Here is a 26,684-nt window from a genome sequence, read left to right on the forward strand (position 1 = left end):
CGGGAAAGGGCAGCTTTCATTGCCCACCGCAATTTGGGCCCAATGCTTTCAGACAATGCGCACCGTCCGCGAATGGAGACAGCTATGCGCCGCGCTTTTTTGATGCTCATTCCCTTCATCGCCGGCCTCGGTGCCGGACCGGCGCTGGCCGCCGAAACGCAGCGCTACCAGATGGAAAAGACCGACAAGGGATATGTCCGCATGGACACCCAGACCGGCGAGATGTCGATCTGCGAGGAACGCGACAATCAGCTGGTCTGCAAGCTGGCCGCCGACGAGCGATCGGCCTTGCAGGACGAACTCGGCCGCGTGCAGTCCGAACTGAAGGCGCTCGATGAACGCATCGTGAAACTCGAGAACTCGCTGACAGCCCAATTGGAATCGAAACTGCCGACCGAGGAAGAGTTCCAGAAGAGCATGGGCTACATGGAGCGCTTCTTCCGCAGCTTCATGGGCATCGTCAAGGACATGGAAAAGGAAGACCAGGCGCCACAGATGGCGCCCGCACCGAACAAGACCTGAGCGGATTTTGTGCCTTGGCGGCCTGAAAGTTGAGCATGAACGGCCAACTCACCGGGCGATTTGACTTTAGCTGCTTGAAAAGACGCCACCGGGCCGCATAATCACGGCCGACGGTCCAAGACGCACAGAACGGTCGGGGCCTCGGGAGGGATATTTGCCAGCAGGCCACAAGTTCGTCATCGCGGACGACCATCCGCTGTTCCGCGGCGCTCTCAAACAGGCTATTGCCGGGCTGGCCGACGTGTCGAGCGTGCTCGAGGCCGGCGACTTCGAGAGCGTCAAGGCGATCGTTGCGGCGAATGAAGACATCGACATCGTGCTGCTCGACCTGTCGATGCCCGGCGCTTCGGGGCTCTCCGGTCTGATCTCGCTGCGGGGCATCCATGCGACCGTGCCCGTCGTCATCGTCTCGGCCCATGACGACCCCGAAACCATCCGCCGCGCGCTCGAGCTCGGCGCTTCCGGCTTCATCTCCAAGTCGGCGAGCATGGACGACATCCGCAACGCCATCGAGGCGGTGCTGTCGGGCGAAATATCGGCCCCCGGTGACATCGACCTCGGCGTCGAGCGCGATCCCGAAATCTCCGACCTGATCAAGCGCCTGCAGTCGCTGACGCCGCAGCAGACGCGTGTGCTCGGCATGCTGGCGGAGGGCCTGCTCAACAAACAGATCGCCTACGAGCTAGGCGTCTCGGAAGCGACGATCAAGGCGCATGTCTCGGCGATCCTGCAGAAGCTCGGCGTCGACAGCCGCACCCAGGCCGTCATCCTGTTGTCCAAGATCGGCGGCGAGCCGCGCCCGGCGGCGTGAGCATCCCGAAACGCGGACGCCGGTTTTCGGCATAGATCATGCTCGCAAAGCAGGGTCACTCGGCGGCGTGGGCCATGCGCCGCATCCGGTTCATCATCGAACGCAGGACAGCGGGCTTCAGCGGCTTGTTGAGCACGGCGACATCGAGCTGGTCGGCTGCGGCGCGCACCTCGTTGGAACGGTCGGCGGTGATCAGCACGGCAGGTGTCGCTTCGCCATAGACCGTGCGCAGCGAGCGAATGACGTCGAGACCGTTTTCGCCGTCGAGATGATAGTCGGCGAGGATGATTTCCGGTGCCGGTCCGTCGGGCTCGCCGGCGATGAATGCAGCCGTTCCCGAATAGGTGCGCACCTCGCAGCCCCAGCCTTCAAGCAATAGCCGCATGCCTTCCAGGATGCGGGCGTCGTTGTCGATGCAGACGACCGTCAGGCCGTTCAGCGCGGCCGCGGCCTGGATGCGCGGCCGGGCGGCCGCCGCCGCTGGCAGTTCCTCGGCAGTGGTGACGGGCAGGATGACCGAGAAGCGGGTGCCCTTGCTCTTGTGCGACTCGATCTGGATCTCGAGCTTCAGCACGCGCGCGATGCGGTCGACGATCGACAGGCCGAGCCCGAGGCCCTGGGCTTCGCGCATGCCGTCGTCGAGGCGGGTAAATTCGTGGAACACGGTGCCGAGCTTGTCTGAGGCGATGCCGATGCCGCTGTCGATGACCTGGATTTCGGCAAGCTCGCCGCGCCGCCTGACGCCAACGACGACGCGGCCGGTGCGGGTGTATTTGATGGCGTTGGAGACGAGGTTCTGGATCAGCCGGCGCAGCAGGTTGCGGTCGGTGTTGACGGTGAGCGTCGACGGCACGATCACCAGTTCGAGATGCTTGGCGCGGGCCATGGGCAGGAAGTCGGTGCCGATCTGGCGCAACAGCCCATCGAGGCGAAAAACGGTTTCCGCAGGCTTCATCGCACCCGCATCGAGGCGCGATATGTCGAGCACGGCACCGAGGATGGTCTCGACGGATTCGAGCGAGGATTCGATGTTGCGCGCAGCGATGCCGGCATTGCCCTTGCCGGCCTTCTCGATCAGCGACGAGCAGTAGAGGCGGGCGGCGTTGAGCGGCTGCAGGATGTCGTGTCCGGCAGCCGCGAGGAAGCGCGTCTTGCCGAGATTGGCCTCCTCGGCCAGCATCTGCGCCTGGGCGAGTTCCTCGTTGACGCGGGTAAGCTCGGCGGTGCGGCTCTTGACGCGCTGTTCCAAAGACTCGTTGGCGCGCTTGAGCGCGAGGTCGGCGGCGACGCGCGCGGAGATATCGGTATAGGTCGCGACGATGCCGCCGTCGGGCATCGGGTTGGAGCTCATTTCGATGATCCGGCCGCTGGTGGTCAGTTCGATCTGCCAGGGGCCGCCGAAGCTGGTCAGCCTGTCGAGCGTTCTGAGCCGCGACGTCGGCGGGATGTCGCCGCGGGCGACAAGATAGGCAAGGATGCGGTCGATCGAGACGCCGACCTGGCCCATCTCGTCGGGCAGGTCGAACAGCGAGCGGTACTGACGGTTCCAGCAGATCAGGCGGAAATCCTGGTCGAAGACGGTGATGCCCTGTTCCATCTGGTCGAGCGCGATCTGCAATAGGTCGCGGTTGTGCTGCAGCGCCTCGGTGGCGTCGTCGAGCAGGCGGAACGTGTCCTTGGCCGAGTTGTCGCCGCGCTTGAACAGCAGGGACAGGATCAGCCGCGCCGACGAGGAGCCGACGGCACTTGCCATCAGTTGCTCGGAGAAGCGGATGACGTCCATGCCGGCGGGGTCGTTGCCATTCAGCTTGCTGCCGCTGTCGCGCTCAAAACTCTGGAAAGAACGTTCGGTGCGCTCGACGCCGAGATATCTGGAGATGGTGTCCTTGAGATCGTTGACGGTGATCGCCGTGCGGAAGCGGCGCAGCGACGGCATCGGGCTCGAGTCGCGCGGCACGAAGATCGAGGCCTGGATACGCTCGAGCGGCACCGAGGCGCGCGACAGCGAGCCGAGGACGAGGAACAGCGTGTTGATCGCCAGGCTCCACAGCACGCCGTGGTTCAGCGGTTCGGCCGAGGTGCCGAACAGCGCCTGCGGCCTGAGTGCCTCGATGCCGAACAGGCCCTCGGAGAGGATCGCCGTATCCGGCGAAGCGAGCGTCGGCAACAGCAGCGTGTAACACCACACAGCGATGCCGGCGGCCATGCCGAGCGCTGCGCCCCTTGCATTGGCGCGGCGCCAGATCAGGCCGCCGATGAAGGAGGGCGCGAACTGCGCGATCGCCGCGAACGACATCAGGCCGATCGAGGCGAGGCGCGTGTTGGTGGTGCTCTCGCGATAGTAAAGGAAGGCGACGAACAGGATGATGAAGATCGAGGCGCGGCGGATGTTGAGGATGATCGCCGACCAGTCCTCGGTGTCGCCGGCCTTCAATTTGACCAGCCGGCGCACGAAGATCGGAATGACGAGATCGTTGGAGATCATGATCGACAGCGCCACGCTTTCGACGATGACCATGGCGGTTGCCGCCGAGAGACCGCCGATGAAGGCGACCATGGCGAGGAAGTCGTGGCCTTTGAACAATGGCAGCGACAGGACGTAGAGGTCACCTGTGGTGGCCGTGCCGACCACGGCCAGACCGGCAAAGGCTATCGGCAGCACGAACAGATTGATCGCCACGAGATAGGCGGGGAAGACCCATGTCGCCTTGCGCAGCTCGTCTTCGCTGCGGTTCTCGACGATCATCACGTAGAACTGCCTCGGCAGCATCACGATGGCAAAGCCGCTTATGCAGGTGACCACCAGCCAGGTGCCGAGCGAGGTGCCATAGCTCATGGCGTCGCCGACCTGTTCGGTGGCGCCGAAGCTGTTCAGCATGTCGCCGGGGCCGTCGAACAGCGCAAAGGTGACGAACAGGCCGACGGCGAGGAAGGCGACGAGCTTGACGATCGACTCGACCGCGACCGCCAGCACCAGCCCGTTTTGGTGTTCGGTGGCGTCGGCATGGCGGGTGCCGAACAGGGTGGCAAACAGTGCCAAGAGCAGCGCCACGATCAGCGAGATGTCGCTGACGAAGGGATCGAAGGATGGCGGCGAGCCGGTGTAGTGCTCGACCATCAGACTGACCGAGCCCGATATCGCCTTGAGCTGGAGCGCGATGTAGGGGATGGCGCCGACCGTGGCGATCAGGGTGGCGATCGAGGCGACGGAAAAGCTCTTGCCGTAGCGGGCGCCGAGGAAGTCGGCGATCGACGTGATCTTCTCGGCCTTGGCCAGCTTGATGATGCGGCTGAGCAGCGGGAAGCCGAACATGAACACCAGCACCGGGCCGACATAGATGGCGAGGAATTCGAGCCCGCGCTCGGATGCCAGCCCGACCGAGCCGAAGAAGGTCCAGGACGTACAGTAGATGGCGAGGCTGAGCGCGTAGATGAACGGTCGCGGCCGGCCCGGGCCCCAGTTCGCGGCCCGACGGTCACCGATGCTCGCAATGGCGAACAACAGCGTCACATAGGCGACGGCGATGAGGACGACGGCCAGGCCCTGCACTCTTGGTTCTCACTCCCTCGGAAATGTCTGTTTCCGATGCAGTGAGGCAATCACAGCTGCGCCGGCATGTCCATTATCCTTGTCTCCTAGACTGGCCGCGTCGGCGCTTGCGGGGCGGGGTTTTGCAACCGGCGGTTTTTGCTATGGTGACGCTGTGCGGCGACGGTTGGCGGGGAACGATTCGCCTTTTTGCAGATCGTGAACGGAGGGTTCAATGCTAAAGGAATTCCAGGAATTTATTGCCAAGGGCAATGTGATGGATCTCGCGGTCGGCGTGATCATCGGCGGCGCCTTCGGCCTAATCGTTTCCTCGCTTGTCGGGGACATCATCATGCCGATCGTCGGTGCGATATTCGGCGGGTTTGACTTCTCGAACTACTTCCTGCCGCTGTCGTCGTCGGTGACGGCCGTGTCGCTTGAGGAAGCCAAGAAGCAGGGCGCGGTGTTTGCCTATGGCAACTTCTTCACTGTCGTCATCAACTTCCTGATCCTTGCCTGGATCATCTTCCTGATGGTCAAGGGCGTGAACACCATGCGCAAGCGCCTGGAGAAGCAGAAGGCGGCCGAGCCGGCCGGTCCTCCGCCCGCCGATGTCGCGCTGCTGACCGAAATCCGCGACCTGCTCGCCAAGAAATAGCCTGCGAAAGCTGGCATCGCGAAAACCCCCGGCTGGCTGGACCACCGGGGGTTTTTTCGTTTGTGCCGGCACGATAGGACTAAGCCCAAGCAGCAATTCAAGCCTGGGGTGACCATGAGCCTTCTCGACGCCGTTCGCATTGAGGCCCGCAGCGCGCCGATGAGCGGCATCGAGGCAGTGGCCAATTATGGGCGTGACCGCGCAGGGCTCATCCCGCTGTGGTCGGGCGAGAGCGACATGCCGACGCCGGCCTTCATCAGCGACGCGGCAGCGCGCGGGCTTGCCGATGGCGAGACCTTCTACACCTGGCAGGCCGGCATACCGGAATTGCGCCAGGCCATCGCACGCTACTACCAGCGCCATTTCGGCAAGAGCTTCGGCGCCAACGAATTCATCGTCACCATCGGTGGCATGCAGGCGATCACCATGGCGCTGCAAGTGACGGCGGGCGCCGGCGACGAAGCCATTTATCTGGCGCCGGCATGGCCGAACTTTGCCGGCGCGGCAGGCGTTGCCGGCGTCAGGCCGGTGCCGGTGCTGCTCGACATGACCGACAATGGCTGGAGCTGCGACGTCGAGAAGATCGCTGCCGCCATCACGCCGCGCACCAGGGCGATCTTCGTCAACTCGCCGTCCAACCCGACCGGCTGGACCGCCGACCGCGAGACGCTGCAGGCGATCCTCGACCTGGCGCGCCGGAAGAACCTCTGGATCATTGCCGATGAGATCTATGCGCTGTTCCACTATGATGGCCGCCGTTCGGCGTCGTTCATGGACATCATGGATCCGGAGGACAGGATCCTGTTCGTCAACACCTTTTCCAAGAACTGGGCAATGACCGGCTGGCGCGTCGGCTGGCTGAAGACGCATCCGTCGCTCAGTCGCACCTTCGAGAATCTGGTGCAATATTCGAGCTCCGGCGTGGCGCAGTTCATGCAGCGTGGCGGCATTGCCGCTCTCGACGAGGGCGATGCCTTCATCGCCGAGCAGGTCGAACGTGCCCACAAGGCGCGCGACATCGTCTGCAGGATTCTGGGCGAGACCGGCAAGGTGCGTTTCAGCGTGCCGCCGGGCGCCTTCTACCTGTTCTTTGCCGTCGACGGCATGAAGGATGCCGAGGCTGCCGCTTTCGACATTGTCGACAAGGTTGCGGTCGGCGTTGCCCCCGGCACCGCGTTCTGCGCCGGCGGCGAGGGGTTCCTGCGTCTGTGCTTCCACCGCCGCCTCGACCAGGTCGAGGAGGCATCGCAGCGGCTGGCTAGATGGATCAGGGAGCAATAGCCCGACCGGCGGATCCAAGGCTCAAGATGCAGAAAGGCCCGAAACCTGACCGGTTCCGGGCCTTTCGAATGAGATGAGCTGCAATCAGCCGCCCGACTGCGGCACCAGCAGCGAGACGATGCGCTCGCTCTTGGGAACTTCGGTGTGGCCCTCGGTGCGATAGGGAATGCCCAGCGCGTTCCAGGTCTCGACGAGTGCTGCCTTGAGTTCGGCGATCAGCGCGTCGCTGTGGAACGGCGTCGGCGTCACGCGCAGCCGCTCGGTGCCGCGTGGCACGGTCGGGTAGTTGATCGGCTGGATGTAGATGCCGTGGACGCCGAGCAGGCGGTCGCTGGCCATCTTGCACAGCTCAGGATCGCCGACCAGGATCGGCACGATGTGCGTTGCCGACTCCATGACAGGCAGGCCGGCGTCCGCCAGTACCTGTTTGGTGTGCGTCGCCTGGCGCTGCTGGGCGTCGCGCTCGGCTTGCGAGGTCTTCAGGTGGCGGATCGACGCCGTCGCTGCTGCTGCGATCGATGGCGGCAGGGCGGTGGTGAAGATGAAGCCGGGTGCATAGGAGCGTACGGCGTCGATGACGCTGCGCGTGCCGGTGATGTAGCCGCCGAGCGTGCCGAAAGCCTTGGCCAGCGTGCCTTCGATGATGTCGATGCGGTGGGCGAGGCCCTCGCGCTCGGTGATGCCGCCGCCGCGGCCGCCATACATGCCAACCGCATGAACCTCGTCGATATAGGTCATGGCGTTGTATTTCTCGGCGAGGTCGGCGATCTCGGCGATGGGGGCGATGTCGCCGTCCATCGAATAGACGCTCTCGAACACGATCAGCTTGGCGCGCTCACGGCCGGCGGCCTGTAGCAGGCTTTCGAGATGGGCGACGTCGTTGTGGCGGAACACCTTCTTCTCGGCGCCCGAGCGGCGCACGCCCTCGATCATCGAGGCGTGGTTGAGCTCGTCGGACAGGATCAGGCAGTTCGGCAGAAGCCGGCCGATGGTCGAGATGGCAGCTTCATTGGAGACGAAGCCGGAGGTGAAGACGAGGCCGGCTTCCTTGCCGTGCAGGTCGGCGAGCTCATGCTCAAGCTCGACAAGCGGATGGTTGTTGCCGGAAATGTTGCGCGTGCCGCCGGCACCGGTGCCCATGTTGCCGGCCGCCTGCTGCATGGCAGCGACCACGTCGGGGTGCTGGCCCATGCCGAGATAGTCGTTCGAGCACCAGACGGTGATTTCCTCGGCTTTGCCGTTGGCACGCCAGATGGCGCGCGGAAACTTGCCGACGATGCGCTCGAGATCGGCAAACACGCGATAACGGCGCTCGGCGTGGACCTGGTCGATCGCTTCTTCGAAAAACCGCTGGTAGTTCATATGGACGTCCCAATTTTTCAACCATGAGCATAATCAACGGTCGGTTCGGCGTCCATCGACCGTTTCTGGTCAAAATGCCACGCCCTCGACGTCGCAAACGACCACGGAACGCCGAAAAGTCCCTTGATGTGGATCAAATTCCACTGCGACCGAATGGTCAACGTGATCTCGCCGCGAAAGTCCTATCTCGCATTTGCCGGTATTGTCGGGCTACACAGAGCGCGACGGATGCGATGCGGAGTGTTGTCATGGCGGTATTGGTAACGGGCGGTGCCGGCTACATCGGCAGCCACATGGTCTGGGAGCTGCTCGATGCGGGCGAGAAGGTCGTCGTGCTCGACCGGCTGTCGACAGGTTTTGACTGGGCGGTGGCGCCCGAGGCCACGCTGGTCAGGGGCGACGTCGCCGACAAGGATCTCGTCGGTCAGTTGATCCGCGAGCATGGCGTCGACGCCATTATCCATTTTGCAGGCTCCATCGTCGTGCCGGAATCGGTGTCCGATCCGCTCGGCTATTACGAGAACAACACCTGCAAGACGCGCAGCCTGATCGAGACGGCGGTGCGCGAAGGGGTGAAGCATTTCATCTTCTCCTCGACCGCTGCCGTTTATGGCGCCGCTGGCATGGAGCCGGTGGTCGAGGACGCCCGACTTGCGCCGGAATCGCCTTACGGCCTGTCCAAGCTGATGAGCGAATGGATGCTGCGCGATGCGTCGGCGGCCCACCCACTGACCTACACGGCGCTGCGCTATTTCAACGTCGCCGGCGCCGATCCCAAGGGTCGTACCGGCCAGTCGACCAAGGGTGCGACGCATCTGATCAAGGTCGCCTGCGAAACCGCACTCGGCAAGCGCGGCTCGATGCAGGTGTTCGGCGAAGACTATGCGACCCCTGACGGCACCTGCGTGCGCGACTACATCCATGTTTCCGACCTCGCCGCCGCGCACCGCCTGGCGCTCGCGCGCTTGCGCGCAGGTGGCGGCAACCTCGTCGCCAACTGTGGCTACGGCCACGGCTATTCGGTGCTCGAAGTGATCGACAGCGTGCGCCGCGTCCATGGCGCCGACTTCGCCGTCGAGATGGCTGTCCGCCGCCCGGGCGATGCGGCCTCTGTCGTTGCCAATTCGGATCTGGCGCGCGGCGAACTCGGCTGGGCGCCAAAGCATGACGATCTCGATGCGATCGTCGGCGACGCGCTGAACTGGGAACGGCTGCTCAGCCGCAAGAACTCTTCCGTTATATAAGCTGCAGGTGGTGGATATCCGCCGCCCCGTCTCGATAATTGCAGCGCCAGGCGTTATGGGTGGCAAAGGGGCCTGACCCCGCACGGTGAAGGGTTCCCGCCAGAGCCTGGTGCATCGGCCAATCCTCGGCATCGCCGATGCGCAAGAAACAGTTGGAGCGTCCTTTCCGCGTGCCAGGGGCACTGCACGACGCTCTATGGGGTGGCAGCATGAAGATACTGGTTCTCGGCGCAGGTGTGGTCGGAACGGCAGCAGCCTATTACCTGGCGCGCGACGGCCATGAGGTCACCGTCGTCGAACGCCATCCGGCGGCGGCACGCGGCACGAGCTACTCCAATGCCGGCCTGGTTTCGCCGGGCGACGCCACCGCCTGGGCCTCGCCGGCGGCGCTGAAGACCTTCATCCGCTCGCTCTATACCTCCGATCTCGGCATCAAGGTCAGGCTCAGGCTCGACCCCTATTTTTATGCCTGGAGCCTGCGCTTCCTGCGCCAGTGCACGACGGCGCGGCTGCGCGCCAACAGCGAGGTCAAGCTCCGGCTCGCGCTCTATTCGCGCCAGTGCATCAACGAGATCTCCGACGAAGCCGGCATCGGCTATGACGACCGGCGCAAGGGCATCCTCTATTTCTTCCGCTCGCAGAAGAGCCTCGACGAAGGCAGCGAGAATTACCGCTTCCTCGCAAAACACGGCCTGCCGATCGAGATCGTCGACCGCAATCGCATGGTTGAGCTGGAGCCCGGCCTGGCGGCCGCCAAGGACGGTATTGCGGGCGGCGTCTATTCGCCTGTGGATCAGACCGGCGACTCCCGCATGTTCGTCGAAAAGCTCGCCGCTTATGCCAGGGAGCGGCTGGGTGTGACGTTCAAGTTCGACACCACTGTCGAGGGCTTGGTCGTCGAGGGCGATCGCGTCGCTGGGGTGAAGACGCAAGCCGGCGTGCTCACAGCGGATGCGGTGGTCATCGCCATGGGGCCCGAAAGTGGATTGCTCGGTCGCCGCCATGGCATCGACCTGCCCGTCTATCCGGTCAAAGGCTACACCGCGACAGTGCCGCTCGATGCTCCCGAAAAGGGACCGACGATGGGCGGCGCCGATGAGGACAACCTGATCGCCTATTCCAGGCTTGGCGATCGCCTGCGGCTGGCTGCGACCGCCGAGTTCGCCGGCTTCGATCGCAGCTACAAGCCGAGCGATTTCGCCCGCCTGTTCAAGGCCGGCCAGGAGCTTTTCCCGGGCGCCTTCAATCCGCGAAAGGCCGAGGTCTGGGCCGGTCTCCGGCCAATGATGCCGGGCTCGGTGCCAGTCATCGGCCCGGCCCGCTACAAGGGGCTTTATCTCGACACCGGCCACGGCCATGTCGGCTGGACCATGGCCTGCGGCTCCGGCAAGTTCCTTGCCGACCTGGTGGCCGGCCGCAAGCCCGACATCGATCCACAGGGGCTGGTCTACGGGGGCTGAGTCATGTCTGGACCGCAAGTCGCCATCGATCTCGGTCGCATCGAGCGCAATGCGCGGGCAGTCGTCGAGCGCGCGAGCCAATCCGGCATCAAGGTGTTCGGTGTCACCAAGGGCAGCTGCGGCATGCCGCAGGTGGCGCGCGCCATGCTGCGCGGCGGTGTGGCGGGGCTCGCCGAGTCGCGTTTCGAGAACATCCGCCGGTTGCGCGAAAGCGGCATCGGCTGCCCTGTAATGCTGTTGCGCAGCCCGCCGATTTCGCGCGTCGAGGAGGTGGTGCGCACTGTCGACATCAGCCTGCAGTCGGAGCTGGAGATCATCCGCGAGATCTCGCGCATCGCCCAGCGCATCGGCCGTGTCCACGACATCATGCTGATGGTCGACCTCGGCGACCTGCGCGAAGGCATCTGGCCAAACGACCTTCTGCCGACCGTCGAGCGCGTGCTCGAACTGCCCGGCGTGCGCATTGCCGGCCTGGGCACCAACCTGACCTGCTTTGGCGCCATCATGCCGACGGAGGAGAACCTCAGCCAGCTTGTCGCCTATGCCTACAAGGTCGAGCGCCTTGCCGGCGTCAGCCTCGACTGGGTGTCGGGCGGCAATTCGTCGTCGCTGCCGCTGCTTCTGGACAACAAGCTGCCGGCCGGCATCAACAACCTGCGCATCGGCGAGGCGATCCTGCAGGGCGGCTACGAGACCTTCCGGGAAGAGCCGTGGCGGGAGCTGGAGTTCAACGCCTTCAAGCTCACCGGCGACCTGATCGAGGTCAAGCTCAAGCCGTCGCTGCCGATCGGTGAATCCGGCTACGACGCCTTCGGCAACCAGCCGGTGTTCGTCGACGAGGGCGACAGGCTGCGCGGCATCGCCAATATCGGCCGCGAGGACACGATGATCGAGGGCCTTGTGCCGATCCATCGGGGCGTGCGGGTGCTGGGCGCGTCGAGCGACCATCTCGTGCTCGACATTACCGACGCCGAGCCGCCGCTGGTCGTCGGCGATCGCGTCAGCTTCCACATGAACTATGGCGCGCTGTTGACGGCGATGACCTCGGAATATGTCGAGAAGGCGCCGATGCACGACATCACCGAGGTCACCGGCCGCCGCATGGTCTCGATCGTGGCCGACAGTGCTGCCGGGCCACTGCTGGCAAGACAGTCTGTTGGTACGCGGCTCGAACAGATGCAGTTCGACGTCATCGAGATCGCCGATGCCGAGCATCCGCCGGCCGGCCTCATCAGGCTGCACGCCGGTGCTGACAGGCATGTGGCGTCGAAGGCGCTGACGACTGCCGCCGAGGCGACACATTCCCTGGGACTGATCTGGATCGATTCCATTGCCGCGCTGATGCCGGAGGGCGAGGAGGGCGTCGAGGCGCCGGAGCGCTCGGTGCTGGCGCGGCTGCTCGGCCTCGACCACAAGCCCGGCGCGCTGCAGCCGCAGCTGTCGCCCGAAAATGTCGTGCTCGTCGGGCTGCGCGAGGCCGATCCGGCGGAGGTGCGCATCCTCAAGGATTCGCGCGTCACCGCCTTCACCATGGCAGAGGTCGACGGCTCCGGCATGCGCGAGGTGATGCGCGAGGCAATCCGCATCGCCTCGTCGGGAACCGTCGGTTTCCACGTCAGCTATTCCCCCACGGCCACCGAAATTCCCGGCTGGGCGAGTGGCTCTGGCGGCATGACCGTGCGCGAGACGCACCAGGCGATGGAGGCGATAGCGCTGTCCGGCGGCATGCTGTCGATGGACGTTTCGGGATTGGCCGCGGAGACGGAGCCGCGCGTCGCCACCGAAGCGGTCAACTTCGTCATGTCCGCCTTTGGCAAGAGGATCCTCTGATCAGCGTCGGCGCGCGCTCTGCCTGGTTTCGTAGATGTACTGCAAGGCGATGATCGCCGCTGCGATGACGAGATAAAAGACCGACACCACCAGCAACACCTCTATGGCCTTGTAGGTCTCGGAGATGATGACGGTCGAGGCCGCCGTCAGCTCGTCTATGGCGACGAGGCTGGCGAGCGAACTGCCCTTGACCATCTGGATGGCATTGGAAAACAGCGACGGTGCCGCCAGCCTGTAGGCCTGCGGGATCATCACCTTCCAATAGGTCGCAAATGGCCTGAGGCCGAGCGCCTTGGCGGCGTCGAGCTGGCCTGGGGGAATGCTCTCGAAGCCGGAGCGCAGGAATTCGAGATTGTAGGCGGTCGAGGCGAAGATCAGGCCGATCAACGCCGACGGCACCGGCTCGAGATAGATGCCGAGGCGAGGCAGGCCATAATAGAGCGCAAACAGCAATGCCAGAACGGGAGCCGCGCGGGCAAAGAAACTGTAGCCGATGATGACGCGGTGAAACGCGCCCTTGGGCCGCTGCATGTAGATGGCCAGCGGCAGTGCAAGGATGTTGGAGACAACGATGACGACCACCGAGATGAACAGCGTCATCGCCAGCCCGTCGAACAGCATCTGCTGGTAGGTCGGGTCGAGCAGGATGTTCATCGCGCCACCGCTTGCTTGGGCTTGCGCTCGTTGAAGACGAGCAGCGGCGTGACGATGAGGATGTAGAGGCCGACGGCGAGCGTCAGGAAGGTAAAAGGTGCGTTGGTGGCGGCGATGCCCTGCTTGGTGACGTAGAGAATCTCGCTGACCGACACCGCCGAGGCGATCGACATGCGCTTGACCGTGCCGATGGCGTAGGTGATCCAGCCCTTGCGTGCCAATGGCAGGATCTGCGGGATCAGCACCCTAAGGAACACGACCCGCTTGGGCAGGCCGAGCGCGAGGCCCGCCTCATACTGGCCGAATGGCACGGCCTTCAACGCGCCCTTGAATACCTGATAGTCGAAGGCGATGCCGACGAGCGTGAAGGCGATGATCGTCGAGCCGATCGGGCCGAAGTCGATGCCGACCTGCGGCCCGCCGAAGAAGAACAGGAACAGCACCACGAGTTCCGGCACCGAGCGGAAGAAGGCGCTGAACGCCTCGATACCGTTCCGGAGCCAGGATTTTTCGCGGCCGTAGTGAACGAGGGACAACAACAGGCCGAAGACTGCCGACAGGCTGAAGACCACTGCCGACAGCCCGATGGTGAGGGCCGCCGCAACCAACAGCCGCGGCAGCCAGGCAAGTGCGATTTCCATGTCCCGCGCCCCTCGCGGCAGCCCTGCTTACTGAGCCTTCGACCAGTCGATGGAGGCGCCGAACCACTTGTCGGCCAGGCCCTGCAGGGTGCCGTCCTTGCGCCAGGTCTCGAACTGGGCGTCGATGGCGTCGGCCAGCGGCTTGTTCTTGTTGCTGACGGCAACGCTCTGGGTGATGGTCGACAACAGGTCGTCGAGGGTAACAGTGCCGGTCAGCTTGCCCGATTTGGCGAGGTATTTCGGACCGAGGAAGTCGTGGGCGGCAAAATCGATGCGGCGGTTCTCGAGGTCGAGGAACAGCTCGGTGGCGCCGGGATACTCACGGCTCTTGGTGACGCAATCGGCCGGAAGCTTCTCCTTGGCGACCTTCTGGAAGGCGCCGCCGCGCACCGCGCCCATTGTCTTGCCGCAGACATCCTTCCAGTTGGCGATGTCGGTGTCAGCCTCGCGGCGGGTGATGGCAGCACCGTTGACGATGTAGGGCGACAGCAGGAAGAAGTCCTTCGAAGCCAGGCGCTCCGGTGTGCGGGTCACGCCCGAGGCGATCAGGTCGAAGCGGCCTGCGGTGAGGCCCGGCAACAGCCCGGCGAAGTCGAGCTTCTCGAACTTGGCGGTCAGGCCGAGCTGCTTGGCGACGAGATTGACGACGTCGATGTCGAAGCCTTCAAGCTCGCCCGCAGCATTGGTCATGCTGAAGGGCGGGGCCGAGCCTGACGTGCCGACGGTGATGGTATCAGGTGCAACCAGGGCGGCCTTGTAGTCCTGTGCACTTGCTGCGCTCACGCCGAAAATCGCAATGAGGGCCAGCAGGGCTGTCCGCGCAATTCTCATGATCACTCCTTTGATGGGCTGCTTGAAAACAGAATGTTTGCGTTATATCGCAAATTGCTAAAGCCACCAAGGACGGCGGCCAATTTGGATACAATAGTTTCTGGAGAATCTGTTTCTCAAGAACGGCCGTTCCGAAAGTTCGAGGTTTTGTGAAATGGAACTGCGCTTCAAGCTCAACTATCTGTATCAAGGGCAGAATTCGCCGTTTCTGCATGCAGCCGACGCCGGCTATTTCGGTGACCATGGCCTGTCCTGCAGCTTCGTCGAAGGCTTCAGCTCGTCGCTGGTGACGCGCACGCTGGTGAACGATGAGGCCGATATCGGATACGGCGATGTATCCTCTGTCTTCGAGCGGGCGCTGCGCACAGGCGAAACCGAGATCTCCTGTCTCGTGCCGATCTATGAGCACACGCCCTGCTGTCTCGGCTACGTCTCCGACGGCAAGCGGCTGACCCTCGCCGATATTCCCGGCAGCACTTTGTGCGGACCGAACGGCGACACCTCGGCGCGGCTTCTACCGCTGCTGCTCAAGCGCAACGGCTTTGCGCCCGACAGCTACACCTATCTCGGCGTCCAGCCGGAAGAGCGTGACCGGCTGGTGGCGTCTCGCGCGGTGCTGGCGGCGACCTGTTTCGATGCGACACTGAAATTTGCCATGCAGATGCGTGGCCACGACGCCAGCGGCCTCGACTTCCTCTATTTCGCCGACAACGGGCTCGACATCTATTCGGGCGCGCTGGTGGCGTTGAATTCGGTGCTGGACCGGGAACCGGGTCTCGCCGGCAAGCTGCAGGCGATCACGCGCCAGGCCTGGCATGATTGCCTCGTCAATCCGCAGCTCGGCGTCGATGCGGTGATCAGGCGTTCGCCCGGCATGGATCCCGATATCGTCCTGCAACAGCTGACCTGGATCCTTGAACGGCAGGTCTTCCCGGATGGCGCGCGGGCGATGAAGTTCGATCTCGGCGGCGCCAAGATGGCCAACACGTTGGAATGCGCCACCTACTCCGTCGGCGCCGAGGCCAAGCGCAGTGCAGACGGAATGGCGGCCGAGATCTGCCTGAATTAGCTGGTCTGGAAGTCTCCCGGCTGGGGCGGGGCGATGGGGCTGAACAGCGTCCGGTCGGGCTTGATGTCGATCAGCGGCGTGCCGTCGAGGCAATCCATGCCGCGCACCGAAAGCATGTTGCCCTCGATGCTGACCAGTTCGACGATCTGGGTGCCTATCGGATTGGGGCGAACGGGCGAGCGCAGCGAGAAGGTGCCGCGCGCGGCGCCGTCATTGGCCGGACTCTGGCGCACCAGGTCGCGCCGGGAGAGGTGAAGCCAGTAGAGCACTTCCAGGCGTGCGAATTGCGCGACGTCTTCGAGGGCCGCCACCCATGGCTCGAAAATCTCGATATGGCAGACAGGACCATCGGCGCGGCCCTGTCGCGGGGTCAAAAGGCGCGAGTCCCAGGGTGTTCGGATGCGGCCGATGAAATAGATCTCGGCATCGTAACCCGAGGGCAGTGCGACGGCACTTTCAGCGTCGCGGATTTCGTTTTCGCGGACCACGCTCAGTCGACCGCGACCATGACGTCGGAGGCCTTGATGACTGCATAGGCGTCCTTGCCGACGGCGAGCTTCAGGTCGTCGACCGCCTCATTGGTGATCGAGGCGGTGACGACGGCGCCGCCGATGTCGATGCGGACATGCGGTGTTGTCGTGCCTTTGATCACTTCGACGATCTTGCCCTTGATCTGGTTGCGGGCGCTGATCTTCATGGTGCGTTCCTTTCGTTGAGGGTTGGCGTGCAGACATGGCGTCCGGCTTGTTCGAGATAGGCCACTGCAACGCCGACGCCATAGAGAGCTCGCAGCAATTGCGGTGTCAGCACGTCGGCAGGCTTGCCGATGGCGACCAGTGCCCCCGACTGCATCAGCGCGACACGGCTGGCGCAGGCAAAGGCATGGCTGGGATCGTGGGTGGAAATGACCACCGCCATGCCTGAGCCGGCGAAGCTCGAAATGCGACTCAAGACGCGGGCCTGATTGCCGAAGTCGAGGCTGGCCGTCGGCTCGTCCATCACGATCAGTTCGGGCTCCTGGGCGAGTGCGCGGGCAATCAGCGTCATCTGCTTTTCGCCGCCCGAGATGTCGGTGAAGGGGCGGGTGGCGAGATGGCCGATGCCGAGGGCTGCCAGCGCTTCCTGCGTGATCGCCCGGTCGGCCCTGGTCGGTGAGGCGAAGGTGTCGATGCGGCTGGCGCGGCCCATCAAGACGACGTCAAACACCGAGAATGGGAAATAGGCGCCGGTGGCCTGCGGCACATAGGCGATGTGGCGGGCGAACTGTGCGCGCGAGAAGGTCGAAATGTCCTTGCCGTTCAATTCCAGATGTCCGCCCTGGCGCGGCAATAGGCCGAGCAGGGTCTTGAACAAAGTGGTCTTGCCGCAGCCATTGGGACCGAGCAGGCACAACACTTCCCCGCGGTCGACCGACAGCGTGACCCCTTGGCCGATTTTGACGCGGCCATAGCCGAATGCGAGATCGGTTGCCTGAAGCATCATTGCCAGCCTCGCCGGGTCGTCAGAAGCAGATAGAGGAAGAATGGCGCGCCGATGGCGGCGGCGAGGATGCCCAGCGGGACCTCGATCGCGGCGATGCTGCGGGCAAGCGTGTCGACGCCGACCATGTAGGCGGCGCCGATCAGCATCGAGGTCGGCAGCAGGCGCGAGAAATCGGGCCCGACGAACATGCGCGCGACATGCGGCACCAAAAGGCCGATCCAGCCGATGATGCCTGAAGTCGAGACGGCGGCGGCGGTCATCAGCGTGGCGGCGGCGACGATGACGATTCGAATCCAGCGTGTCTCGACACCAAGCGCGCGCGCCTCCTCGTCGTCGAGCGTCATCAGGTTCATGCGCCAGCGCAGCAGCACCATCGGTAGCAGCGCGACAAGGACGGCGGGCAGGATGGAGCCAAGGTCGGCGCGGTTGATGCTGGCGAGACTGCCGAGCAGCCAGAAGGTGATGGCGGGCAGCTGGTTGTAGGGATCGGCGAGCACCTTGAGCAGCGACACGCAGGCGCCCAGCAGCGCGCCGATGGCGACGCCGGCGAGCACCAGCACGAGGATCGGGTCGCGCTCGCGCACGATCGAGCCGATGGCATAGACGATTGCCACAGCTGCCAGCCCGCCGGCGAAGGCGAGGCCCTGGATGGCGAGTACTGACAGCGACAGGAAGATGCCCACGACCGCGCCGAAGCTGGCGCCGGCGGAGACGCCGAGGATGTCGGGTGAAACCAGCGGGTTGCGGAACAGGCCCTGATAGACCGCGCCCGCCGCCGCCAGCGAAGCGCCGACGAGGATGCCGGCGCAGACGCGCGGCAGGCGCACGTTCCAGATCACGGTCTCGATCGTCGGCGCAACGCCGCTTTCGCCGCCCGACAGCTTGGCCACAACCACCGCGAAGATGTCGCCTGGCATCACCGGATATTTGCCGGTCAGGATCGCTACGAGGATGACGGCGACGAGCAGACCCGCCAGCGCGCCGATGGCGATCGGCCCGGCGTGCTGGGCTTTTGGCTGCTGCTGCAAGTGCTTGGCTTCCGCTCGAAGCTCAGGGCTTCCGGCCGGTGTCGGCAAGCAGCTTGCCGAGTTGCTCGGTGGTGAGATCGACATGATAGAACAGCTTGTAGAAGTCGCGGGTCTCGGCCTTCAGATCGATCTCGGCCTTGCCGGGATAGAGTGCGGAGGTGAGCCACGATATGCCGATGGCGCGATTGACGCCGGGAGGCGCGTCGAACCAGCCGAAGGGCAGGGCCGGCGCACGGAACACGCGGCCGTCTTTCACCGCCTTGATGCCTGCCCATGACGGGTCCGACAGCACCGACTTCCGAAACATCGGGCTGAGCGTCAGGATGACGTCGGGGTTCCACGACAGGATCTGTTCGAGCGAGACATTTGCGAGCGAGCCCTTACCTGCGGCTTCGGCGACATTGGTCGCACCGACGGCGGACAGCACTTCCATGTTGATCGAGCCGGCGAGGCCGGTCTCCAGTCCGTCGGGACCGCGGCCGTAATAGACGCGCGGGCGCTGGTCGGCCGGCACCTCGGCGACGACCTTGTCGAGCCGCTGCATCGCAGCCTCGGTGTAGGCAGCGAGTTTCTCCGCCTGTTCCTTCTCACCCAGGAGTTCGCCGATCTCGCGCAGCGACTTCGGCGCGTTGGCGAAGCTGCCGTCGACCAGCACGTAAGGGATGCCGGTCTGCTCCTGTACCTTGTCGGCGAGCGAGGCATAGGTCGGGTTGACGGTACCGACATCGAGGATGATGTCGGGTTTCATCGCCAGCACGGCTTCCATGTTGGCGGTGTCGCCCTTGCCGGTCAGGCGGCCGTGGACGGGCAGGTCACGATAAGGCGCTGCGATGAAGTCCTTTTCGTCGTCCGTGAATTCACGCACCCAGCCGACCATGCGGTCGGGCGCGACCGAGTAGAGTAGCACCGAGGCGGGCGGACCGGCGGCCATGACGCGGGTGATCTTCTCGGGCAACGCCACCTTGCGACCGGCGGCGTCGGTGAAGACGCGCTGCTCGGCGGCAGCGAGCGAGGCTGAAGCGACCAGGGCGGTGGCGGCAGCCAGGAATGAAATCAAGAGGTTGCGGCGTCTCATGCTGTCGATCTCGGGTTGAACAATGGGTTTGGATATATACATGCCAATATAACGAGCGGCGCATTGTTATGTTTGACTGAATATAACGGTCAAGGGATTTGTGCGGCTGTGCCAGCCGATTTCAAGGCCTTCGCCTTGACCCATGGGCGACGGTCGGAAAGGCTGGGCGTAAAAGTTAGCGTCGCAACCCAACGGGTTCGGCGAGCCAAGGAGAGAAATCCATGTACACCCACGTCCTCATTGCCACTGACGGATCGGAGCTGGCGCAGAAGGGGCTCGACCATGGCTTGGGCCTGGCCAAGGGCATCGGTGCCAAGGTGACGGTCATGAACGTGACCGAGCCGGCGCCGATCTTCGCCTCTGCCGGCATGTATGGTCCGGTCGCGACGGCCGAAGACATCGTCTCCTACCAGAAATCGGGCGAGGAATATGGCGCCAAGGTGCTGACCGCCGCCAAGGCCCAGGCCGACAAGCTTGGCGTCAATGCCGATACGGTGCATGTCGAAGAGATGTGGGCGGCGGAGGCGATCAATCAGCTCGCCCAGGAAAAGGGCTGCGACCTGATCGTCATGGCCTCGCATGGCCGCCGCGGCCTGGGGCGGCTTATCCTCGGCAGCCAGACCGTCGACGTTTTGACCAACAGCAAGGTGCCGGTGCTGGTCGTCCGCTAGACATCTCGACAGAAACGACAAAGGCCTCCCTGACCGGTGTCGGGGAGGCCTTTCACTATTGGATGGCGCGGCTCAGACGATCTTGCCGCGTGCCGGTACCGGCCATAGCTCCGGTGCCTTGTCCTTGCCGTAGACATAGACGCCGTCGACCATGTTGGTGACGACGCAGGCGTGGTTGGGCACGATGCGGATGCGCTGGCCGACGGTGAGATTGATATCGCTCTGGCAACGCAGGCGGCCGTGCTCCTCGGAAAGTTGGTCGATCGAGATGTCGGGGCGCCCGAGCACATGGCCGTGGCCCACGAGGCCGAGCAGGTCCGAGGTCAGCGTCTTCGAGCCGGCGTCGATGATGGCGCGGTTGGAGGCGGGCACCGAGACGACGGTGGCGAGCACGGTGAGTGCGCAGTCGTCCCAGCTGGCGACGTCGCGGGCGACGAGCGAACGGTCGTTGTAGACATAGGTGCCGGGGCGGAATTCCGTGGCGATCGGCGCCAGATGCGCCTTCATCATGTCGGGCGTGCCCCCCGAGCTTATGGCGGGAACGGCAATGCCCCTGGCTTCGATCAGTGCCTTGGCCTCGGTCATGAAGGCCTGCACCTTGGCAGCACCGCCCACCGGCGGATAGGTCATCAGCCCGGCGAACCGCAGGCCGGGAGCCGCATGGATGCGGACGGCCAACGCGGCTGCCTCCTCAGTTGTGCCGACGCCGCAGCGGTCGGCACCTGTGTTGCACTCGACGAAGACATTGAGCGTAGCGCCGGCCGCCGCAAAGGCGGCTGAAAGCCCGTCGATCACGGTCATATTGTCGGCGACAACAGCAAGCTTGACCTTGCCGGCGAGCGCCACGAGCGCGTGCAGCTTGTCGTCGCCGAGGATGTTGTAGGTGATCAGCACGTCGTTCAACCGGCCGCTGCCGGCGACCATGGCTTCTGCTTCCGACACCTTCTGGCAGGTGATGCCGACGGCGCCCGCGTCGAGCTGCATTTCGGCGATGGCAGGCAGCTTGTGTGTCTTGATATGCGGACGAACCTTGAGGCCATGGCTGTCGGCGTAGGTCTGGAAGCGTTCGATGTTCCGCTTCGCCACATCGATGTCCACCAACACGGCGGGGGTCTGGATCCTGTCGAACATGGCTTCTGCCTTCCAAATCGAATGGGCGCGCGCGGACCTTGCCTGTGCCGCGCTTGACAAACAATGCCGCGCGGCGCTTTATACGTCAATCCGATATTAAGGACATATGTCCGAAATAGCGGACATTGGAATAGAGAACTCTTTGGGAGGAACGGCGAGATGAAGATCGCACTTTCCGCGGCCGTCGCCGCGCTCGCGCTGATGGCGGCAATGCCTGCCGGCGCACAGGAAAAGCAGAGCAAGCTTGATGAGGTTCTGGCGCGTGGCCACCTGGTCTTGGGCACCGGCAGCACCAATGCGCCCTGGCACTTCAAGAGTGCCGACGACAAGCTGCAGGGCTTCGACGTCGACATGGGTCGCATCGTCGCCAAGGCGCTTTTCGGCGACCCGGACAAGATCGAATACGTCAACCAGTCGTCGGATGCCCGCATCCCCAACATCACCACCGACAAGGTCGACCTGACCTGCCAGTTCATGACGGTAACGGGCGAGCGCGCCCAGCAGATCGCCTTCACCATTCCCTACTACCGCGAAGGCGTCGGCCTGATGCTGAAGGGCGACAGCAAATATGCCGACTATGCCGCGCTCAAGGGCGCCGGCTCGGGCGTCACCATCTCGGTGCTGCAGAACGTCTATGCCGAGGCGATGGTGCATGCCGCGCTGCCGGAGGCCAAGGTCGACCAGTATGAGTCGGTCGACCTGATCTACCAGGCACTGGAATCGGGCCGCGCCGATGCAGTTGCCACCGACCAGTCTTCGCTGGCCTGGTACATGAAGCAGAACCCGGACCGCTACAAGGATGCCGGCTATGGCTGGAATCCGCAGACCTATGCCTGCGGCGTCAAGCGCGGCGACCAGGACTGGCTGAACTTCGTCAACACCGCGCTGCATGAGGCGATGACCGGCGTCGAGTTCGACTTCTACGCCAACTCCTACAAGACCTGGTTCGGCAAGGAGCTCGCTCCGCCGCAGATCGGCTTCCCGGTCGAGTACAAGTAAGCTCGCCAACAGTGGCGCGGCCCCTGGCACATGCGGCCGCGCCATCTCTTCTGACCGGAACCTGACGGCACCATGGGTTACACACTCAATTTCTCGGCGGTCTGGCGCAGTTTCGACCAGCTGCTCTGGGGTCTCGGGCTCAGCCTGGCGCTCGCCTTCGTGGCGATCGCCATCGGCTGCGTGCTCGGGCTGATCACCGCCTTCGGCCTGTTGTCGAAGCAAGGCGCGTTGCGCCACCCCGCGCGCATATATGTCACCATCATCCGCAACACGCCGATCCTGGTGCTGGTGCTGTTCACCTTCTTCGCGCTGCCGCAGCTCGGCATCCGGCTCGGCAAGATCGAGAGCTTCGTCGCCACGTTGGCGCTCTATTCCGGCGCCTATCTCGCCGAAGTGTTCCGCGGTGGCCTGCTCGCCGTGCCCAACGGGCTCAAGGAGGCCGGTCTCGCCATCGGCCTGACCCAGGCGCAGATCCGCAACTCGATCGTCATGCCGCTGATGCTGCGCAACGTGCTGCCGTCGCTGTCGAGCACGCTGATCTCGCTGTTCAAGGACACCTCGCTGGCCGCCGCCATCGCGGTGCCGGAGCTGACCTTCGAGGCGCGCAAGATCAATGTCGAAACCTTCCGTGTCATCGAGACCTGGATCGTCGCCAGCTGCCTCTATGTCGCCACCTGCTCGGTGCTCGCAGCCCTGCTGCGCAGGCTCGAGCGGCGCATGTCCATTCCCCGGTGAGTGCCATGGAAACAGTGACATTCTTCGAAACTCTCTGGCTCGCCCGCATCCCGATCCTCAAGGGCATCGGCGTCACCGTCTCGATCTCGGTTCTGGCGATCCTTGTCGGCACCATATTGGGCATCGGCGTCGGCCTGGCGCTGACCTATGGCAACAAGCCGTTGCGCTGGCTCGTGCGCGGCTACACCGACTTCATCCGCGGCACGCCGGTTCTGGTGCTGGTGCTCGCGAGCTACTACGTGCTCGGCACTGTCGGCATCGACCTCGGCCCGTTCCAGGCCGGCGTGCTGGCGCTTGCCGTGTTCTGCTCGTCGCATGTCGGCGAGATCGTGCGTGGCGCGCTGCAGTCGATCCCCAAGGGCCAGACAGAGGCTGCCAAGGCGATCGGCCTGACTTTCCCCCAGACATTTGCCTATGTGCTCGGTCCGCAGGCGCTGCGCCAGGTGTTGCCCGCCTGGGTCAATACGGCCGCCGAGATGGTCAAGGCCTCGACGCTTCTGTCGATCATCGGCGTGGCCGAGCTTCTGCTCAGGACCCAGGAGCTGATCTCGCGCACCTTCATGAGCCTCGAGTTCTATTTCTTCGCGGGCTTCCTCTATTTCGTCGTCAACTACGGCATCGAGCGTTTCGGCCGCTACGTTGAACGCAAAACCTCGATCCCCTCGTGAGGCCGCAACAATGACCGGCAACCTTCTCGAAATCCGCGACCTGCACAAGCGCTACGGCGATGTCGAAGTCCTCAAGGGCGTCGACTGCACCATGGCCCAGGGCGACGTCATCTCCATCATCGGCTCGTCCGGCTCGGGCAAGACGACGATGCTCCGCTGCATCAACATGCTGGAGGAATTCCAGGGCGGCTCGATCCGCATCGACGGCGAAGAAATCGGCTACGAGACCGCAGGCGGCACGCGCCGTCGCAAGAAGGAAAAGGAAATCGCCCGCCAGCGTGCGATGACCGGAATGGCCTTCCAGCAGTTCAACCTGTTCCCGCATATGTCTGCGGCCGAAAACGTCATGCTCGGCCTGGTCAAGGTCAAGAAGATGTCCCGCGACGAGGCGCGCAGCGTCGCCGAAAAGTGGCTCGACCGTGTCGGCCTCGCCGAGCGCCGCGACCGTTTTCCCGGCCAGCTCTCCGGCGGCCAGCAGCAGCGCGTCGCGATCGCACGCGCCATTGCCATGAACCCCAAGCTGATGCTGTTCGACGAGGTCACCTCGGCGCTCGACCCCGAGCTGGTCAACGAGGTGCTGCAGGTCATCAAGGATCTCGCCCGCGACGGCATGAGCATGCTGCTCGTCACCCACGAGATGCGCTTTGCCTATGAGGTGTCGTCGCGCGTGATCTTCATGAACCAGGGCCGCATCGGCGAGGAAGGTAACCCGCGCGAGATGTTCTTGAAGCCGCAGACCGAGCGGCTGGCCGAGTTCCTCAAGACCTCAACCTTCAACTAGCATTCGGAGAATAGACATGACGATCAAGCGCTATGGCACCGGCCAGACCGGGGCGGGCAAGCAGGCACTGCCCTTCGCGCGCGCCGTCGAGGCCAATGGCTGGCTCTACGTTTCCGGCCAGGTCGCCATGGAGAATGGTGAGATCGTCGGCGGCGGCATCATCGCCGAGACGCGCAAGACGATGGAAAACGTCATCGCCATCCTGGAAGAAGCCGGTTATGGGCTGGAGCACATCGTGCGTGTCGGCGTATGGCTCGACGACCCCCGCGACTTCTGGTCGTTCAACGGCGTCTATGCCGAGTATTTCGGTGACCATCCGCCGGCGCGTGCTTGCGTACAGTCGAGTATGATGGTCGATTGCAAAGTCGAAATCGACTGCGTCGCCTACAAGGCGCCGTAATGGCATGAAGTTTTGCCGGCGATCTGCCGGAAGAGGCGACACATGGACGACGTATCCGACGACATGACCAACAGGCGGGCGCGCGGTCTCGACCGCGCCTTCGAGATCATGAACTTCTTGCGTCTCAAGCGCACGCCGCTTCGCCCCAACGAGATCGCATCTGGCATCGGCGCGCCGCGTTCGTCCGTCTATGAGCTGGTCAATCTGCTGATGCGCCAGGGCGTGCTCGAATATCGCGGCGAGGACGGCCGGGTCTTCCTCGGCCGCAAGCTCTACTTCCTCGGCATGGCCTATGCCGAGCAGTTCGACCTGATGCGCGAATGCGACAAGCTGTTGACGCACATCGCCGAGGAGACGCGCGAGACGGCGCAGATGTGCCTGCTCGAAGGCAACAAATACACCGTCGCCCAGATGAAGGAAGGCCTGCGCCCGTTCCGCATTTCGTCCAATGTCGGCGATCCCGTCTCCATCGCCTGGACGGCGTCGGGCCGGCTGCTGGTCGCCCATATGAGCGACCAGGAAATCCTCGACTTCATCCCGAAGGAGGATTTCCAGCTGCCCAACGGCCAGTGGCTCGATCCGGCGCAGTTCATCGCAGAAGTGCGCGAGGCGTCGCGGGTCGGCTACTACACCTTCAACAGCGCCGTCGAGAACTTCACCCACTGCTTCGCCGTTCCGGTTTACCAGGCCGACAACATCTGTATCGCAACGCTCTGCCTCGTGGCGCCGCGCGAGGATGGGCTCAAGAACCACGCCAGCTATCTCAAGACGCTGCTCGATGCCGCCGCCGACCTGTCGAGCCGCCTCGGCCACGTCGCCGACGAGCACGCGCCGGGTGCAGCCCGCGCCGGCGGGCGGCGCTGAACGGCAACATACACAACATTTCTGGACACCCTTGATGGCCGGACGCGCACTCCTGATCGGCGAATGCATGGTCGAACTTCGCCAGGCCGGCGACGGCCTGATGCGCAAGGGCTTTGCCGGCGACACCTTCAACACCGCCTATTACCTCAGGAGCTTGCTGCCCGAGGCATGGCCGGTCGACTATTTCTCCGCCGTCGGCACGGACACGATCTCCGATGAAATGCTCACCTTCATCGAGGGCACCGGCGTCGGTACCGGCTTCATCCGTCGCCTGCCGGAGCGTACGCCCGGCCTCTACATGATCCATCTCAAGGATGGCGAGCGCAGCTTCTCCTACTGGCGCTCGACCTCTGCTGCGCGGCTGCTCGCCGATGACGCTTCGGCATTGCGTGCGGCCATCGGCGCCTCGGAGACGATCTTCTTCTCCGGCATCACGTTGGCGATCCTGGCGCCCGAAGCGCTCGCAACGCTGCTTGCCGAAATTGGCCACGCCAAGATCGCCGGCAAGCTCGTCGCCTTCGATCCCAACATCCGCCCACGCCTGTGGGACGACGCCGACAGGATGCGGCGCGCAATATCCGATGGGGCCGCGGTCTCCAGCATGGTGATGCCGAGCTTCGAAGACGAGGCGACGCATTTCGGCGACGCCACGGTCGATGCGACGATCGCGCGCTACGTTGGGCTTGGCGTGAACAAACTCGTGGTCAAGGACGGTGCCGCTGGCATCGCGCTGGATTTCGACGGCGAGCGAAGCTTCGTGCCGGCCAGCCGGACGAAACAAGTTGTCGACACGACTGGTGCCGGCGACAGCTTTAACGGTGCTTTCCTCGCCAACTATCTGCAGACCGGCGACCACCTGAAGGCAGCAGCCTTCGCGGCCAATGTGGCGGCCGCCGTCATCGGCCACCACGGCGCGCTTGTCGGCCGGTCCGAACTGAGGATACCGGCCGCATGAACA

Annotated in this window: 27 protein-coding genes; 16 read left to right on the forward strand and 11 right to left on the reverse strand. The window is 64.1% G+C overall.

The window, feature by feature from the left end:
- Window positions 1-84 precede the first annotated feature (84 nt).
- Window positions 85-522: a hypothetical protein gene (locus tag Amn_RS04785; RefSeq protein WP_154387156.1), complete on the forward strand. Its 438-nt coding sequence runs from the start codon at window positions 85-87 to the stop codon at window positions 520-522.
- A 154-nt stretch (window positions 523-676) separates the two neighbouring features.
- The gene (locus tag Amn_RS04790) at window positions 677-1,333 is read left to right on the forward strand and encodes a response regulator transcription factor (protein WP_067965392.1); all 657 of its coding nucleotides are present in this window, start codon (window positions 677-679) and stop codon (window positions 1,331-1,333) included.
- A 55-nt stretch (window positions 1,334-1,388) separates the two neighbouring features.
- Here the strand turns inward: Amn_RS04790 and Amn_RS04795 are convergent, their stop codons facing one another.
- Window positions 1,389-4,883: a PAS domain-containing hybrid sensor histidine kinase/response regulator gene (locus Amn_RS04795; protein WP_286294966.1), complete on the reverse strand. Its 3,495-nt coding sequence runs from the start codon at window positions 4,881-4,883 to the stop codon at window positions 1,389-1,391.
- 214 nt (window positions 4,884-5,097) lie between these two features.
- On the opposite strand from Amn_RS04795, the gene mscL reads away from it, so the two are divergent.
- Both mscL and Amn_RS04805 read left to right on the forward strand, forming a co-directional pair.
- On the forward strand, window positions 5,098-5,520 hold the full coding sequence (gene mscL, locus Amn_RS04800; RefSeq protein ID WP_067965388.1) for a large conductance mechanosensitive channel protein MscL: 423 nt from the start codon (window positions 5,098-5,100) through the stop codon (window positions 5,518-5,520).
- A 114-nt stretch (window positions 5,521-5,634) separates the two neighbouring features.
- A complete protein-coding gene (locus Amn_RS04805; protein WP_154387155.1) occupies window positions 5,635-6,801 on the forward strand; it encodes a pyridoxal phosphate-dependent aminotransferase in 1,167 nt (388 codons plus the stop codon).
- Window positions 6,802-6,885: 84 nt separating this feature from the next.
- Here the strand turns inward: Amn_RS04805 and hemA are convergent, their stop codons facing one another.
- On the reverse strand, window positions 6,886-8,163 hold the full coding sequence (gene hemA, locus Amn_RS04810; protein WP_067965385.1) for a 5-aminolevulinate synthase: 1,278 nt from the start codon (window positions 8,161-8,163) through the stop codon (window positions 6,886-6,888).
- Between the two features lie 248 nt (window positions 8,164-8,411).
- On the opposite strand from hemA, the gene galE reads away from it, so the two are divergent.
- From galE to Amn_RS04825, 3 genes are all read left to right on the forward strand, one after another.
- Window positions 8,412-9,407, forward strand: coding sequence for a UDP-glucose 4-epimerase GalE (gene galE, locus Amn_RS04815; RefSeq protein WP_286294968.1), 996 nt, complete (start codon window positions 8,412-8,414; stop codon window positions 9,405-9,407).
- A 209-nt stretch (window positions 9,408-9,616) separates the two neighbouring features.
- Window positions 9,617-10,867, forward strand: a complete 1,251-nt coding sequence (locus tag Amn_RS04820; RefSeq protein WP_154387153.1) for a D-amino acid dehydrogenase — start codon at window positions 9,617-9,619, stop codon at window positions 10,865-10,867.
- A 3-nt stretch (window positions 10,868-10,870) separates the two neighbouring features.
- Window positions 10,871-12,697, forward strand: coding sequence for an alanine racemase (locus tag Amn_RS04825; protein WP_067965379.1), 1,827 nt, complete (start codon window positions 10,871-10,873; stop codon window positions 12,695-12,697).
- Here the strand turns inward: Amn_RS04825 and Amn_RS04830 are convergent, their stop codons facing one another.
- The 3 genes from Amn_RS04830 to Amn_RS04840 are packed head-to-tail and all read right to left on the reverse strand — an operon-like array spanning window position 12,698 to window position 14,823.
- On the reverse strand, window positions 12,698-13,351 hold the full coding sequence (locus Amn_RS04830) for an amino acid ABC transporter permease (RefSeq protein WP_067965378.1): 654 nt from the start codon (window positions 13,349-13,351) through the stop codon (window positions 12,698-12,700).
- Complete coding sequence (locus tag Amn_RS04835; RefSeq protein ID WP_154387150.1) at window positions 13,348-13,992, reverse strand: ABC transporter permease subunit; 645 nt, start codon at window positions 13,990-13,992, stop codon at window positions 13,348-13,350. Before Amn_RS04835 ends, Amn_RS04830 begins: the two co-directional genes overlap by 4 nt.
- 27 nt (window positions 13,993-14,019) lie before the next feature.
- Window positions 14,020-14,823 carry a substrate-binding periplasmic protein gene (locus Amn_RS04840; RefSeq protein ID WP_154387149.1) on the reverse strand — a complete coding sequence of 268 codons (804 nt, stop codon included), beginning with the start codon at window positions 14,821-14,823 and terminating at the stop codon, window positions 14,020-14,022.
- Between the two features lie 154 nt (window positions 14,824-14,977).
- Here Amn_RS04840 and Amn_RS04845 point away from each other — a divergent pair, with 154 nt between their 5' ends.
- The gene (locus tag Amn_RS04845) at window positions 14,978-15,892 is read left to right on the forward strand and encodes an ABC transporter substrate-binding protein (protein ID WP_154387148.1); all 915 of its coding nucleotides are present in this window, start codon (window positions 14,978-14,980) and stop codon (window positions 15,890-15,892) included.
- Here Amn_RS04845 and tsaA read toward each other — a convergent pair.
- From tsaA to Amn_RS04870, 5 genes are read right to left on the reverse strand one after another with little or no spacing between them, the layout of a single operon-like run.
- Complete coding sequence (gene tsaA / locus Amn_RS04850; protein WP_182575987.1) at window positions 15,889-16,380, reverse strand: tRNA (N6-threonylcarbamoyladenosine(37)-N6)-methyltransferase TrmO; 492 nt, start codon at window positions 16,378-16,380, stop codon at window positions 15,889-15,891. The two genes, Amn_RS04845 and tsaA, sit on opposite strands and share 4 nt — an antisense overlap.
- A 2-nt stretch (window positions 16,381-16,382) precedes the next feature.
- On the reverse strand, window positions 16,383-16,589 hold the full coding sequence (locus tag Amn_RS04855; protein WP_154387146.1) for a TOBE domain-containing protein: 207 nt from the start codon (window positions 16,587-16,589) through the stop codon (window positions 16,383-16,385).
- Window positions 16,586-17,374, reverse strand: coding sequence for an ABC transporter ATP-binding protein (locus Amn_RS04860; protein WP_154387145.1), 789 nt, complete (start codon window positions 17,372-17,374; stop codon window positions 16,586-16,588). The genes Amn_RS04855 and Amn_RS04860 overlap by 4 nt, the downstream gene beginning before the upstream one ends.
- Window positions 17,371-18,402, reverse strand: a complete 1,032-nt coding sequence (locus Amn_RS04865) for a FecCD family ABC transporter permease (RefSeq protein ID WP_154387144.1) — start codon at window positions 18,400-18,402, stop codon at window positions 17,371-17,373. The genes Amn_RS04860 and Amn_RS04865 overlap by 4 nt, the downstream gene beginning before the upstream one ends.
- A gap of 22 nt (window positions 18,403-18,424) precedes the next feature.
- Window positions 18,425-19,477: an iron ABC transporter substrate-binding protein gene (locus Amn_RS04870; RefSeq protein WP_067967080.1), complete on the reverse strand. Its 1,053-nt coding sequence runs from the start codon at window positions 19,475-19,477 to the stop codon at window positions 18,425-18,427.
- Between the two features lie 221 nt (window positions 19,478-19,698).
- On the opposite strand from Amn_RS04870, the gene Amn_RS04875 reads away from it, so the two are divergent.
- Window positions 19,699-20,148: a universal stress protein gene (locus Amn_RS04875; protein WP_067965367.1), complete on the forward strand. Its 450-nt coding sequence runs from the start codon at window positions 19,699-19,701 to the stop codon at window positions 20,146-20,148.
- A gap of 72 nt (window positions 20,149-20,220) precedes the next feature.
- On the opposite strand, the gene Amn_RS04880 is transcribed toward Amn_RS04875, so the two are convergent.
- Window positions 20,221-21,279, reverse strand: a complete 1,059-nt coding sequence (locus Amn_RS04880; protein WP_067965366.1) for a D-TA family PLP-dependent enzyme — start codon at window positions 21,277-21,279, stop codon at window positions 20,221-20,223.
- A 159-nt stretch (window positions 21,280-21,438) separates the two neighbouring features.
- Between Amn_RS04880 and Amn_RS04885 the strand changes: the two genes are divergently transcribed.
- The 7 genes from Amn_RS04885 to Amn_RS04915 all read left to right on the forward strand — a co-directional run bounded on the left by Amn_RS04885 (window position 21,439) and on the right by Amn_RS04915 (window position 26,681).
- Entirely contained in the window at window positions 21,439-22,278 is an 840-nt protein-coding gene (locus Amn_RS04885) for a transporter substrate-binding protein (protein ID WP_067965365.1), read from the forward strand.
- Window positions 22,279-22,350: 72 nt separating this feature from the next.
- Window positions 22,351-23,013, forward strand: coding sequence for an amino acid ABC transporter permease (locus tag Amn_RS04890; RefSeq protein WP_067965363.1), 663 nt, complete (start codon window positions 22,351-22,353; stop codon window positions 23,011-23,013).
- A 5-nt stretch (window positions 23,014-23,018) separates the two neighbouring features.
- Window positions 23,019-23,681 (forward strand): amino acid ABC transporter permease, encoded by a 663-nt coding sequence (locus tag Amn_RS04895; RefSeq protein WP_067965361.1) that lies wholly within the window; start codon window positions 23,019-23,021, stop codon window positions 23,679-23,681.
- 10 nt (window positions 23,682-23,691) lie between these two features.
- Window positions 23,692-24,462 (forward strand): amino acid ABC transporter ATP-binding protein, encoded by a 771-nt coding sequence (locus tag Amn_RS04900; protein WP_067965359.1) that lies wholly within the window; start codon window positions 23,692-23,694, stop codon window positions 24,460-24,462.
- A 16-nt stretch (window positions 24,463-24,478) separates the two neighbouring features.
- Window positions 24,479-24,862, forward strand: coding sequence for a RidA family protein (locus Amn_RS04905; protein ID WP_067965357.1), 384 nt, complete (start codon window positions 24,479-24,481; stop codon window positions 24,860-24,862).
- A gap of 42 nt (window positions 24,863-24,904) precedes the next feature.
- Complete coding sequence (locus tag Amn_RS04910) at window positions 24,905-25,726, forward strand: IclR family transcriptional regulator (protein WP_067965355.1); 822 nt, start codon at window positions 24,905-24,907, stop codon at window positions 25,724-25,726.
- Window positions 25,727-25,760: 34 nt separating this feature from the next.
- Entirely contained in the window at window positions 25,761-26,681 is a 921-nt protein-coding gene (locus Amn_RS04915; protein ID WP_154387143.1) for a sugar kinase, read from the forward strand.
- Window positions 26,682-26,684: the final 3 nt, after the last annotated feature.

Origin of the sequence: Aminobacter sp. Y103A (genome assembly GCF_030294925.1) — a bacterium.
GTDB lineage: Bacteria > Pseudomonadota > Alphaproteobacteria > Rhizobiales > Rhizobiaceae > Aminobacter > Aminobacter ciceronei.

Bases quoted from the DNA above. Each gene is read 5' to 3' on its own strand.
- Amn_RS04785 (WP_154387156.1), top strand. From the start codon at position 85: ATGCGCCGCGCTTTTTTGATGCTCATTCCCTTCATCGCCGGCCTCGGT.
- mscL (WP_067965388.1), top strand. From the start codon at position 5,098: ATGCTAAAGGAATTCCAGGAATTTATTGCCAAGGGCAATGTGATGGAT.
- Amn_RS04805 (WP_154387155.1), top strand. From the start codon at position 5,635: ATGAGCCTTCTCGACGCCGTTCGCATTGAGGCCCGCAGCGCGCCGATG.
- hemA (WP_067965385.1), bottom strand. From the start codon at position 8,163: ATGAACTACCAGCGGTTTTTCGAAGAAGCGATCGACCAGGTCCACGCC.
- galE (WP_286294968.1), top strand. From the start codon at position 8,412: ATGGCGGTATTGGTAACGGGCGGTGCCGGCTACATCGGCAGCCACATG.
- Amn_RS04820 (WP_154387153.1), top strand. From the start codon at position 9,617: ATGAAGATACTGGTTCTCGGCGCAGGTGTGGTCGGAACGGCAGCAGCC.
- Amn_RS04825 (WP_067965379.1), top strand. From the start codon at position 10,871: ATGTCTGGACCGCAAGTCGCCATCGATCTCGGTCGCATCGAGCGCAAT.
- Amn_RS04830 (WP_067965378.1), bottom strand. From the start codon at position 13,351: ATGAACATCCTGCTCGACCCGACCTACCAGCAGATGCTGTTCGACGGG.
- Amn_RS04835 (WP_154387150.1), bottom strand. From the start codon at position 13,992: ATGGAAATCGCACTTGCCTGGCTGCCGCGGCTGTTGGTTGCGGCGGCC.
- Amn_RS04840 (WP_154387149.1), bottom strand. From the start codon at position 14,823: ATGAGAATTGCGCGGACAGCCCTGCTGGCCCTCATTGCGATTTTCGGC.
- Amn_RS04845 (WP_154387148.1), top strand. From the start codon at position 14,978: ATGGAACTGCGCTTCAAGCTCAACTATCTGTATCAAGGGCAGAATTCG.
- Amn_RS04855 (WP_154387146.1), bottom strand. From the start codon at position 16,589: ATGAAGATCAGCGCCCGCAACCAGATCAAGGGCAAGATCGTCGAAGTG.
- Amn_RS04860 (WP_154387145.1), bottom strand. From the start codon at position 17,374: ATGATGCTTCAGGCAACCGATCTCGCATTCGGCTATGGCCGCGTCAAA.
- Amn_RS04870 (WP_067967080.1), bottom strand. From the start codon at position 19,477: ATGAGACGCCGCAACCTCTTGATTTCATTCCTGGCTGCCGCCACCGCC.
- Amn_RS04875 (WP_067965367.1), top strand. From the start codon at position 19,699: ATGTACACCCACGTCCTCATTGCCACTGACGGATCGGAGCTGGCGCAG.
- Amn_RS04880 (WP_067965366.1), bottom strand. From the start codon at position 21,279: ATGTTCGACAGGATCCAGACCCCCGCCGTGTTGGTGGACATCGATGTG.
- Amn_RS04885 (WP_067965365.1), top strand. From the start codon at position 21,439: ATGAAGATCGCACTTTCCGCGGCCGTCGCCGCGCTCGCGCTGATGGCG.
- Amn_RS04890 (WP_067965363.1), top strand. From the start codon at position 22,351: ATGGGTTACACACTCAATTTCTCGGCGGTCTGGCGCAGTTTCGACCAG.
- Amn_RS04895 (WP_067965361.1), top strand. From the start codon at position 23,019: ATGGAAACAGTGACATTCTTCGAAACTCTCTGGCTCGCCCGCATCCCG.
- Amn_RS04900 (WP_067965359.1), top strand. From the start codon at position 23,692: ATGACCGGCAACCTTCTCGAAATCCGCGACCTGCACAAGCGCTACGGC.
- Amn_RS04905 (WP_067965357.1), top strand. From the start codon at position 24,479: ATGACGATCAAGCGCTATGGCACCGGCCAGACCGGGGCGGGCAAGCAG.
- Amn_RS04910 (WP_067965355.1), top strand. From the start codon at position 24,905: ATGGACGACGTATCCGACGACATGACCAACAGGCGGGCGCGCGGTCTC.
- Amn_RS04915 (WP_154387143.1), top strand. From the start codon at position 25,761: ATGGCCGGACGCGCACTCCTGATCGGCGAATGCATGGTCGAACTTCGC.